This is a genomic window from Streptomyces bambusae (assembly GCF_020532645.1).
Classification (GTDB): domain Bacteria; phylum Actinomycetota; class Actinomycetes; order Streptomycetales; family Streptomycetaceae; genus Streptomyces; species Streptomyces bambusae.
On the sequence record NZ_JAJAUZ010000043.1, the window covers coordinates 56,691 to 68,605 of the forward strand.

Here is an 11,915-nt window from a genome sequence, read left to right on the forward strand (position 1 = left end):
TGACATGACGAACTCCGCGGATCAGACGGCGGAGGGCGCGGACCGGGTCCAGCGGGCGCTGCGCACCCTGCTGGAGGAGCGCGACCGGCTGCGCCAGGAGAACGACTCCCTGAAGGCCGGCCGCGGCGAGCCCATCGCCATCGTCTCCATGGCCTGCCGCTACCCCGGCGGCGTCGCCTCGCCCGAGGACCTGTGGGACGTCGTCAGCACCGGCCGGGACGTCGTCGGCGACTTCCCCGCGGACCGCGGCTGGCGCGACGTGTACGACCCGGACCCGGAGGCCGTCGGCAGCGCCTACGTCCGCCAGGGCGGCTTCCTGGAGGGCGTCGCGGACTTCGACGCCGAGTTCTTCGGCATCAGCCCCCGCGAGGCCCTCGCCACCGACCCGCAGCAGCGCCTGCTGCTGCAGACCTCGTGGGAGGCGTTCGAGCGGGCCGGCATCGTCCCCGCCGACGTCCGCGGCGACGAGGTCGGCGTCTTCTCCGGCGTCAGCAACACCGAGTACGGCTGGCGTTTCCTGGAGGCCGGCCAGAGCGAGCTGGAGGGCTACCTGCTGTACGGCAGCTCCCTCAGCGTCGCCTCCGGCCGCGTCGCCTACGAGCTGGGCCTCACCGGCCCGGCCGTCTCCGTCGACACCGCCTGCTCCTCCTCGCTGGTCGCCCTCCACATGGCCGTCCAGTCGCTGCGCTCCGGCGAGTGCTCCCTGGCCCTGGCCGGCGGCGCGCTGGTGATGTCCTCGCCCGCCGCCTTCGTCGAGTTCGCCCGCCAGGGCGCCCTGTCCGCCGACGGCCGCTGCAAGGCCTTCGCCGACGGCGCCAACGGCACCGGCTGGGCCGAGGGCGTCGGCGTCCTCCTGCTGGAGCGGCTGTCCGACGCCCGCCGCAACGGCCACCCCGTCCTCGCCGTCGTCCGAGGCTCCGCCGTCAACCAGGACGGCGCCTCCAACGGCCTGACCGCCCCCAACGGCCGCGCCCAGGAGAAGGTGATCCGGCGGGCCCTCGCCAACGCGGGCGTCGCCGCCGCCGAGGTCGACCTGGTCGAGGCGCACGGCACCGGCACCACCCTCGGCGACCCCATCGAGGCCGGCGCCCTGCTCGCCACCTACGGCAAGGACCGGCCCGAGGGCCGCCCGCTGTGGCTGGGCTCCCTCAAGTCGAACATGGGGCACGCCCAGGCCGCCGCCGGCGTCGGCGGCGTCATCAAGACCGTCATGGCCATGCGCCACGGCCACCTGCCCAAGACCCTGCACGTCGACGCGCCCTCCCGGCACGTCGACTGGGCCGCCGGCGGCGTCGAACTCCTCGCCGAGGGCCGCGAGTGGACCCGCCCCGACGGCCCGCGCCGGGCCGGCGTCTCCTCGTTCGGCGTCAGCGGCACCAACGCGCACATCATCCTCGAAGAGGCCCCCGAGGAGCCGGCCGCCGCCCCCGCGCCCGACGCCGGCACCGTCGGCGGGCTGGTGCCCTGGGTGCTGTCCGGCAAGAACGCCGCCGCCGTCCGCCGGCAGGCCGACAAGCTCCGCACGTTCGCCGCCGCCGCCCCGCAGGCCGACCTCGCCGCCGTCGGCGCCTCGCTGCTGTCGGACCGCTCCCGGTTCGACCACCGCGCGGTCGTCCTCGGCCGCACCCAGGACGAGCTGCTGGCCGGCCTGGCGGCCCTCGGAGCCGGCGCCGAGTCGCCCGCCGTCGTCACCGGCACCGCCGGCAAGCCCGGCGGCACCGCCTTCATGTTCCCCGGCCAGGGCTCCCAGTGGGCGGGCATGGGCCGGCAGCTGTACGCCGCCTTCCCGGTGTTCGCCGCAAGCCTCGACGCCTGCGACGCCGCCCTCGCCGAGTGGAACGACTGGTCGCTGCTGGACGTGATCCACGGGGCCGAAGGCGCCCCGTCCCTGGACCGCGTCGACGTCGTCCAGCCCGCCCTGTTCGCGGTGATGGTCTCGCTGGCCGCCCTGTGGCGCTCCTGGGGCGTCGAGCCCGGCGCCGTCATCGGGCACAGCCAGGGCGAGATCGCCGCCGCCCACGTCTGCGGCGCCCTGTCGCTGCGCGACGCCGCCAAGGTCGTCTCGCTGCGCAGCCAGGCCCTGACCGACGTCATCGGCCACGGCGGGATGGCCTCGGTCGCCGAGTCCGAGGCCGCCGTCACCGAGCGGCTCGCCGCCTGGGGCGACGCCGGCGGGCTGGGCATCGCCGTCGTCAACGGCCCCCGCTCGGTGGTCGTCTCCGGCGAGCCGGACGCCCTCGACGCGTTCGTCGAGAAGGTGAAGGCCGACGGCGTCCAGGCCCGCCGCATCAAGGTGGACTACGCCTCGCACTCGCACCACGTGACCCCGGTCCGCGAGAAGGTCCTCGCCGCCCTGGCCGACCTCAGCCCGCAGTCCTCGGCGCTGCCGTTCTACTCGACGCTGCACGGAGAGGTGATCGACACCGCCCGCCTCGACGGCGCGTACTGGTACGAGAACCTGCGCCGGAAGGTCGCCTTCGAGACCTCCGTGCGGCGCCTGGCCGCCGACGGATTCACGGTGTTCGCCGAGATGAGCCCGCACCCGGTGCTCACCGTCCCGGTCCAGGACATCGTCGAGGACCTTCCCGAGGCGCTGGTCCTGTCCTCCTCGAGGCGCGATCGCGACGAGGTGGAGTCCGTCCTCGGCTCGCTGGCCCAGCTGCACGTCCGCGGCGGCTCCGTCGCCTGGGACGCCCTGCTCGGCGACCGCCCCCGGGTCGACCTGCCGACGTACGCGTTCCAGCAGACCCGGTACTGGCTCAGCTCCGCGCAGACCGCCGCGCAGGCGGCCGAGGTGCCGACCGCCGGGCAGGCCCCCGCCGAGGACCTCGCCCCGCTGTCCGAGCGGGTCGCCGCCCTCACCGGGGACGCGGCCGAAGCCCTCGTCCTGGAGCACGTCCTGGAGAAGGTCGCGGTCGTCCTCGGCCACTCCTCCAGCGCCTCCCTGAACCCCGACACCGAGTTCAAGGAGATCGGCTTCGACTCGCTGCTGTCGGTCGAGCTGAGCAAGCGCCTCACCGCCTCCACCGGCCTCAAGCTGCGGGCCAACGTGGTGCTCAAGCACCCGTCGCCGCGCCGCATCGCCGGCTACGTCGTCACCTCGATGGCCGGCGCCGGAGCCAGGTGAACCCGCTCCGGGCGGCCCGCCGCCCGGAGCCGATGTCCCGCCGGGCGTCCGGTCGCATTGAACGGCCGAGTCACTTCCCTGAAGGTGGGGGTGATCTGCGAAGTCTCCCGAGTGGGGCCCGTTTTCCGAGGGGTTGGTCTGTATGCGTTCGTTCGGTGCGTCGTCTGCGCACAAGGGCATGTGGCGTGCGCAGGAAATGGCTCCTGACACGCCGAACCATGCGCTGACCATGTGGGATGTGGACGGCGAGCTGGACGCGGCGGTCATGGAATCCGCTTTCCTGCACGTCATGGCCGAGGCGGAGGTGCTGCGCGTCAACTTCGTCGACGACGGCAGCGGCCTCAGGCTGGTGCCCCGCGAGCTGGGCGACTGGCGGCCTTTCCTCCTCGACCTGCGGGCCGAGGCCGACCCCGAGCAGGCGGCCCGCGACGCGCTGTCCGACCTGGTCCGGCAGCCCTTCGACCTGGCCCGCGACCTGCTGTTCCGGCTCGGCACCGTCAAGCTCGCCGACGACCGCTCGCTGCTGGTGATCGCGTACCACCACCTCATCTCCGACGGCTTCGGCGCCGGCGGCCTGCTCTCGAAGCGCCTCGCCGACGTCTACACCGCGCTGCTGCGCGGCGAGGCCGTCCCGGCGATGGAGCACCCCTGGGACGCCGAGTCCTTCGCCGCCGAGGCCGTCGAGTACCTCGCCTCCGAGAAGTTCACCGAGGACTCCGCATACTGGCGCGACTACCTGAAGGACGCCCCGGCGCCCGCCCAGGTCCCGCGCGTCGCCCTCTCCGACGCCCAGCGCGCCGCGCTCTCCGAGCCGACGAGCAGCGCCGACCGCTGGTCGGCCGTCGCCGAGACCATCGGCATGGTGAGCCGCACGGTGACCGTGCCGCGCGCCGAGGCCGACGTGTGGACCGAGACCGCCACCGCCAACGGCCTGTGGATGTCCCAGCTGGTCACCGCGGCCGCCGCGGTCTTCTTCCGGCACCGCTGCGACCGCCCCGAGTTCCTGATCTCGCTGGCCGTCGGCAACCGCGTCGGCGTCGCCGCCCGCACCCCCGGTCTCGCCGTCAACGTCATCCCGGTGCGCGTGAAGGTCCCGCTCGGCGCGACGTTCACCGAGGTCGCCGAGGCCATCGTCGACGACACCTACGACATCCTCGGCCACGCGGCCCTGCACTACTCGGACATCCAGCGCGCCGCCGGCACCGTCCTCAGCGGCCGCGGCAGCTTCGGCGCCGTCGTCAACGTCGTCGAGTTCGCCGAGCAGCTCCGCTTCGGCGACAGCCCGGCCCGCTACTCCGGCGCCACCACCGGCACGTTCGAGGAGCTGTCGATCGGCGTCTACACCGACGGCAGCCCCGACAGCGACCTGTACATCCGCCTCGACGCCCCGGCGAACCTCTACCACCGCTCCGAGCTGCGCTTCATCGGCGAGGAACTCGTCGCGTTCCTGCGCGCCGTGGTGGCCGGCGCCGACCGTCCCGTCGGCGCCCTCGACGTGGTCGCCGGCGACGCCCGGGACCTGGTCCTCAAGGCCCCGCAGGCCGTGGCGGAACAGCCCGGGCAGACGGTCGCCGAGCTGTTCGCCCGCCAGGTCGGGCAGGACCCGCTGGCCGTGGCGCTGGCCGACGGCGACACCGAGGTCTCGTACCGGGAGCTCGACGAGCGCTCCGGCCGCACCGCCGCGACGCTGCGCGCCCGGCAGGCCGGCCCGGAGACCGTCGTCGCCGTGGCCCTGCCCCGGTCGGCGGCCCTGGTCGCCGCCCTGCTCGGCGTGGTCAAGACGGGTGCGGCCTACCTGCCGCTGGACCCGGCCGCCGGCACGGAGCAGCTGGCCGCCGCGGCCGCCGCCGGCTCGGCCCGCATCCTGATCACCGACGCCGCCACCGCCGCGGCGCTGCCCGCCGGCGCGGACCTCGACGTGGTCCTCGCCGACGCCCCCGCGACCGACGCCGCCGGCAGCGCCTCGCACGCCCCGGCCGCCGCGCACCCGGACGGCCTGCTGGCCCTGGTGCCGGGCTCCGGCGCCGGCGCCGCCGTCGCGCTGACCCACCGCAACCTGCTGCAGTTCGTCACGGACGGCACCTTCGGGGAGGCCGCGGGCACCGTGCTGTGGCACTCCCCGCACACCTCCCAGGCCCTCGCCCTCGAACTGTGGGTGCCGCTGCTGCGCGGCGGCACGGTCGTCCTGGCCCCCGAGGGCGACCTCGGCACCGAGCAGCTGGCCGCCCTGCAGGCCGCGCACGGCATCACCGCCGTGTGGCTGCCCGCCGGCCGGTTCCTGGCCGTCGCCGGCTCGCACCCCGAGCGGCTGGCCGGCTTCCGCGAGGTGTGGACCGGTGGCGACCGGGTCCCCGCGGCCGCGCTGCGCCGGGTCCGCGAGGCCTGCCCCGGCCTGACCGTCGTCAACGGGCACGGCGCCGCCGAGACCACCGCCTTCGCCGCCTCCCACCGGCTGTCCGCGGACGCCTCCGTGCAGGTCGCCGGCGCGGTCGGCGGCCCGCTGGACCACGCCGCCCTGTACGTCCTGGGCCCCGGCCTGGCGCCGGTCCCGGTCGGCGTGGACGGCGAGCTGTACGTGGCCGGCCCCGGTGTGGCGCGCGGCTACGCGGGCCTGGCCGGCACGACCGCGGAGCGGTTCGTCGCCTGCCCGTTCGGCACGCCGGGCGGGGTCATGTACCGCACCGGCGACCGGGTGCGCTGGGGCGCCGAGGGCCGCCTGGAGTACGTGGGCCGCGCCGACACCCAGACCGACGTCCGCGGGGTCCGCGTGGAGCTGGCCGAGGTCGAGGAGGTGCTGTCCGAGTACACCGGGCTGGCTCAGTCCGTCCTGGCCGTCCACAAGGACGCCGCCGGCCAGCAGCGCCTGGTGGCGTACGTGGTGCCGGCGGCCGGGCAGACCGTCTCCGTCGACGAGCTCCGCCGGTTCGCCGCGGGCTGGCTGCCGGAGAACCTGGTGCCGTCGGTCTTCACGGTGCTGGAGACGCTGCCGGTGACCGCCGACGGCCGCGTGGACCGGGCGGCGCTGCCGGAGCCGGAGCTCGACGAACGGAAGCACCGGGCGCCGCGCAACGAGACCGAGACGGTCCTGGCCCGGCTGTTCGCCGAGGTCCTGGAGATCGACAAGGTGGGCATCGACGAGGACTTCTTCGACCTCGGCGGCAACTCGCTGCGGGCGATCCGGCTGGTCGGCCTGATCCGGTCGGAGCTGAAGCAGGAGGTGTCGATCCGCCGGCTGTTCGCGGCCCGCACCATCATCGGGCTCTCGGACATCTGGAAGGACCTCGCGCAGGCCCGCCGCCCGTCCCTGAGCCGCCGCACCAAGGCCGGCGCCGTCCTCTGACCCCGCGCCCCCCTTCCGCCAGGCCGTCGCCGCGCCCCCACGCGCCGACGGCCTGGCCGCATTCCCCCACCTCCCGCGGGGCTCCGCCCCGAACCCCGCTCCTCAATCGCCGGAGGGGCTGGATTTTTCCCCCGCCCGGCGTGCACCCGGCCGGCATCCCCGCCCGGTGGGCACTCGGCCGGTGCAGCTCCGCCCGGTGGGCACTCGCCCGGCAGCTCCGCCCGGTGGGCACCCGCCCGGCAGCCCCACCCGGTGGGCACCCGCCCGGCAGCCCGGCCCGCCCGGCAGCCCGGCCGGTGGGCACTCGGCCGGTGGGCAACCGCCCGCTGGGCACTCGGCCGCTGGGCAACCGGCCGGTGGGCGCTCGCCCGGTGCAGCCCCGCCCCGTGGGCAATCGGCCGGTGGGCAATCGGCCGGTGGGCACCCGCCCGCTGGGCACTCGGCCGGTGGGCACCCGCCCGGTGGGCACTCGGCCGGTGGGCGCTCGCCCGGTGGAGCCCCGCCCGGCGGCCGGCCGGCCCGGGCGCGGAGCCGCGCCGCCCCCAGCCCCTCCCACACTCCCACCCGGCCCCGCCGCCCCTCCCAGCCCCTCCGGCGCTTGAGGAGCGGGCCCGGGCAGAGCCCGGTGCGCGGCGCCGCCACCCCCAGCCCCTCCGGCGTTTGAGGAGCGGGTCCGGGCAGAGCCCGGGAGCCGGCGCAGCCGGCCTGCCTTGGGGCTCCGCCCCGAACCCGGCGCCTAGAACCCCGGAGGCGGCCGAATTTGCCCCCCGGTGGACAACCGGCCCGGGCGGCGCAGAGCCCGGTGCGCGGCGGCAGCCGGGCTGCCCTTGGGGCCGAGCCCGGTCGGGGGCCGCGCGTTAAAGGCACGTCAAAACCGCACAGGCGGTTTGTTATAGTGAGCCGGGCGAACCCCCGGCATGCCCATCCGCCGGGCGACCCGAACGACGGAGGAGTCGATGGTGAAGCAGGAGCGCGCAACCCGTACGCGCAACGCCCTGATCCGGTCCGCAGCCGAGGTCTTCGACCGCGAGGGCTTCCCGAACGCCTCGCTCTCCGCCATCAGTTCACTGGCCGGCGTGAGCAACGGCGCCCTGCACTTCCACTTCGCCAGCAAGGCCGTCCTCGCCGCGGCCGTGGAAGGCGCCGCACTGAGCCGCCTCGCGGACCTCACGGGCGGCGCCCCACCCCCCGGCCCCGGCCCGCACGTCCAGCTGCTCATCGACGTCACCCACCGCCTCGCCGCCGCCCAGCGCGGCGACGCCGTCCTGCGGGCCGGCTTCGCGCTCGCCGACGAGGTCTCCCGCCCCACCCGCGGCGACCTGCGCGAGCAGTGGCGGCACTGGGTGCGCGGCGCCCTGGAACAGGCCTACAGCGCCGGGGAGTTGGGCGCCGGCGTGACGGTCCGGGACGCGGAGACCGCGGTGGTGGCTGCAACCGTCGGCTTCGAGGCGCTCGGCGTCCGCGACCCGGTCTGGCTGTCGCCGGCCACCGTCACCCGGTTCTGGCGGCTGCTGCTGCCCACCGTGGTGCCGGCGGACCGCCTCGACGACCTCGACCCCGCAGGCACCTCCCTGACCCGACCCTGACCCCGACGTGACCCGGCCCGACCCGGCCCGGGCCGAAGCCCCGGGCCGGCGCACCCCGCGCCGGCCCGGGGCTTTTGCGTGTACCCACCACGGACAGATAGAGACCCACCGGTTTGTTTGAAACTGGCCCTAGGGCCCAACTGGAGTGCCGGTGGGGTCACGGGCCCGAGCGGGCTGCAACCTGTCCAAGGGGCGAGAAGACCAACATTTCCGCAGGTCAAAGCAGTAAGAGAGGCTCGGCGAAGATCGCGAGATGAAACAGCGCAGCCGGTCCGTTTCGTATTGACAAACCGCCGGTCCTGTTTTTTACTGGCGTTGGCTCATCCACGGACAGGGGAGTGTTGGCGTGGACATCGAAGTACTGGGCACACTGGCGGTGCGGGAGCACGGAGTCTCCATCACGCCGACCGCCCCCAAGCCGCGGCAGGTGCTGGCGCTGCTCGCGCTCCATGCCGACCAGGTCGTACCGGTCTCGGCACTGATCGAAGAGCTGTGGGCGGGAGCACCGCCGCGCAGCGCACGCACCACCCTGCAGACCTACGTACTGCAGCTGCGGTCCCTCATCGGCACCGCGTTGGAGCAGGCCGCCCGCACCGGCGACGACGACGGGCGGCGCACCTCCAAGGACGTGCTCGTCACGCTGCCCGGCGGCTACATGCTCAACAGCAACGGCGGCACCAGCGACGTCCGCGAGTTCGACCGGCTCGCCGGCACCGGCTACCGGGCCATGGACGCCGGCGACTTCCCCGGCGCGGCCCGCATGCTGCGCGAGGCGCTCGCCCTGTGGTCCGGACCGGCCTTCGCCGACGTCCAGGGCGGCATCCAGCTCGACATGGAGACCCGGCGCCTCGAAGAGACCCGGCTCTGCGCGCTCGACCAGCGCATCGAGGCCGACCTGCGGCTCGGCCGGCACCGCGAACTGCTCGCCGAACTCACCGTGCTGGCCAGCCGCTACCGCACCCACGAGAACCTGCACGGCCAGTTCATGCTGGCCCTGCACCGCTCCGGCCGCCGCAGCGAGGCCCTCGAGGTCTACCAGCGGCTGCGCGCCACCCTCGTGCGCGAACTCGGCCTGGAGCCGTCGGCCGCCCTGCGCCGGCTGCAGCGCTCGATCCTCATGGCCAGCCCCGAGACCCCGGCGGCGGCCGAAGCCCACGGCGACCAGCTCGTACGCGTGGCATAGCAGACCGTGCACCACATCAGGAGCGCGGCCGGGTTCGGCTCGCCGGGCCGGACGCGCGCCCGGACCACAGGCCGAGGAGGCAGCGGCATGCAGGACAGGTCGGAGCGGACCCGCAGGAAGCTCGTGCACGCAGGTGCCGAGATGTTCAACCGCCTGGGGTACGCGAACGCCACACTCACCGGGATCGCCACGTGCGCCGGCGTCACCAAAGGCGCGCTGTACTTCCACTTCGCCTCCAAGGACGACCTCGCCGAGGCCGTCCGGCTGCGCGGCGCGGAACTGCTCCACGAGTCGGTGGGCGCCCTGCGCGCCACCGGGCTCTCGCCGCTGCAGACCCTCGTCGACACCACCCACTGGCTCGCCCGCGGCCTGCGCGGGGAGCCGGCGATCCCGGCCGGCCTCCGCCTCGCCAGGGAGGGCGCGGAACCCGCCGCGCCCGGCACCGACTTCCACCAGGCCTGGCTCACCGCCGTGTGCGCCCTGCTCCGGCAGGCCCGGGACGCCGGCGAACTCCGTCCCGGCCTGCGCTGGGAGAGCATCGAGTCGCTCGTCGTCGCGGCGTCCTGCGGCATCGAGGCACTGGCCGCCACCGGCATCCCGGACGCCGAACTGCAGCGCCGGGTGGCCGGGATGTGGTCGCTGCTGCTGCCGAGCCTGGTGCCCGCCGGTGCCGAGGCGGACTTCCGTACCGGGCTGCCGGGAACCGACCCGGCACCCCGCCTCGTGGGCGAAGCCCCGGACGACGCCGCGGACACCCGGTCCCGGCGGGTGTTCACGGGCCTCGCCGCATGACCGAGTTACCGACGGCTTGGAGACCTGCGATGACGAATGACCACTCTGCGGACGTACTGACGGACCTCATCCGGGTGCTCGGCGACGTCCTGCGCGTCAAGGCGGAGAAGATCGACCCCGAGCAGACCTTCCAGTCCCTGGGCCTGGACTCCCTGCTGACGGTGGAATTCGTGGCCGTCGTCAACACCCGCTACGGACTGCGGGTGCAGGCGACCGACCTGTACGACTTCCCCACCCCGGCGTCGTTCGCCCGCGAGGTCGCCCGCGCGGCGAGCACGGCGCACACCGCGCCCCCCGCACCGGTGCCCGCCGCGGCCCCCGCCGTCCACCCCGCTCCCGTCGCCCACCCGGCCGCCGCCGCCGCGCGCCCGGAGGCGCCCGCGCCCGCCCGGGAACTGCCGGCGGCCGCCGCGGCCACCCGCATCGCGGAGGCGCTGCGCGAGCAGCTCGCGCAGATCCTGCACTGCGACCCCTGGGAGATCAGCACCACCGCCGAGTTCAACGTCCTGGGCGTCGACTCCATCGTGGGCGCCGAGTTCATCGCGGTCGTCAACCGCACCTTCGGCCTCCAGGAACGCTCGGTCCTGCTGTACGAGCACCCCAACCTCGCCGCCATGGCCGCCTACGTCGCCGCCCGCACCGGAGCCGCAGCCCAGGACACCGCCCCCGCGCCGGCCCCCGCACGCCCCGCCCCGCCGGACCTGGAGGCGCTGTTCCACCCGGCCGCCCCCGCCCCCGCAACCCCGGCGGTCCTCACCCCCGCCGCAGCCGTACGCCCCGCCCCGGGCGGCGACCTCGACGTCCTCCTGGACGCGATCCGCGACGACCGGCTCACCGTGGACGAGGCCCTCGTCCTGCTCGCCCGCCGCGGCTGAGCCACTGTTTTCACCCCTGAGAAGGAGCGCGTCCCACATGGACGAGAAGGAAGTCCTGACCCGGTTCAAGAACGGCCAACTGGACCGGGCCCAGGTGGCCGCGCTGCTGACCGGCGCCGCCGGTGCCGGCGGCCGCGCCGGCACCGCCGCCGGCCCGGCACCGGCCGTCTTCCGCCTGCCGGACCTCCGGCCGGAGCCCGCTGCCGCGCCGGCCGCCACCGGGCCACGGACCGCCCCCCACCCGGCGGCCGCCCCCCACGCCGCCGAGTCCGCCCCGGCCGCGCCCGCCGCCCCCACCGGCACCGCCCCGGCCACCGGACCGGTCGCCGTCGTCGGCCTGGCCGCCCGCTACCCCGGCGCCCCCGACCTCGCCGCCTTCTGGCGGCTCGCACACGGCGGACACGACAGCGCCGGCACCCCGCCGGCCGGCCGCCCCGGCGCCGAAACCGGCCACTACCTGGAACGCGTACAGGACTTCGACCCCGGCTTCTTCGGCATCGACCCGGCCGAGGCCGCCCTCGCCGACCCCCAGGAACGGCTGTTCCTGGAGACCGCCTGGGAGGCCCTCGAAGACGCCGGCTGCACCGGCGGCCGCCTCGACGCCCTGACCGCCGCCGACGGAACGCCCCGCAGCGTCGGCGTGTTCACCGGCGCCGGCCCCGGCGACTACCTCCTGCTCGCCGCCCGCACCTGGCGCCGCGACCGCCCCCGGCCGCTGCCCGCCGGAGGCCAGTGGAGCCTGCCCAACCGGCTGTCGGCGCTCCTCGGCCTCACCGGCCCCAGCCAGTCCGTCGACACCGCCGAATCCTCCGTGCTCGTCGCACTGCACCTCGCCGTCGCCGCCCTCCAGCGCGGCGAGTGCGCCGCCGCCCTCGTCGGCGGCGTCCGGCTGCTGCTGCACCCCGCCGGCCGCCGCCCCGGCGCCGGCGAAGGCGTCGGCGCACTCGTCCTCAAGCCGCTCGCCCGCGCCCTCGCCGACGGCGACACCGTCCACTGCGTGGTCCGCGGCAGC

The 11,915-nt window shown here is 75.6% G+C and carries 7 protein-coding genes; all 7 read left to right on the forward strand.

Annotated elements, in window-relative coordinates:
- The first annotated feature begins 4 nt into the window (after positions 1 to 4).
- On the forward strand, positions 5 to 3,127 hold the full coding sequence (locus tag LG634_RS26140) for a type I polyketide synthase (RefSeq protein WP_226736932.1): 3,123 nt from the start codon (positions 5 to 7) through the stop codon (positions 3,125 to 3,127).
- A gap of 142 nt (positions 3,128 to 3,269) precedes the next feature.
- Complete coding sequence (locus LG634_RS26145) at positions 3,270 to 6,467, forward strand: non-ribosomal peptide synthetase (RefSeq protein WP_226736934.1); 3,198 nt, start codon at positions 3,270 to 3,272, stop codon at positions 6,465 to 6,467.
- Positions 6,468 to 7,423: 956 nt separating this feature from the next.
- The gene (locus LG634_RS26150) at positions 7,424 to 8,053 is read left to right on the forward strand and encodes a ScbR family autoregulator-binding transcription factor (protein WP_226736936.1); all 630 of its coding nucleotides are present in this window, start codon (positions 7,424 to 7,426) and stop codon (positions 8,051 to 8,053) included.
- 346 nt (positions 8,054 to 8,399) lie between these two features.
- A complete protein-coding gene (locus tag LG634_RS26155) occupies positions 8,400 to 9,236 on the forward strand; it encodes an AfsR/SARP family transcriptional regulator (protein WP_226736938.1) in 837 nt (278 codons plus the stop codon).
- 87 nt (positions 9,237 to 9,323) lie between these two features.
- On the forward strand, positions 9,324 to 10,028 hold the full coding sequence (locus tag LG634_RS26160; RefSeq protein WP_226736940.1) for a ScbR family autoregulator-binding transcription factor: 705 nt from the start codon (positions 9,324 to 9,326) through the stop codon (positions 10,026 to 10,028).
- Between the two features lie 29 nt (positions 10,029 to 10,057).
- Entirely contained in the window at positions 10,058 to 10,903 is an 846-nt protein-coding gene (locus LG634_RS26165; RefSeq protein WP_264203605.1) for a phosphopantetheine-binding protein, read from the forward strand.
- A gap of 37 nt (positions 10,904 to 10,940) precedes the next feature.
- Positions 10,941 to 11,915 (forward strand): beta-ketoacyl [acyl carrier protein] synthase domain-containing protein (locus tag LG634_RS26170; RefSeq protein WP_264203606.1); only part of this gene is annotated, 975 nt, incomplete at its 3' end.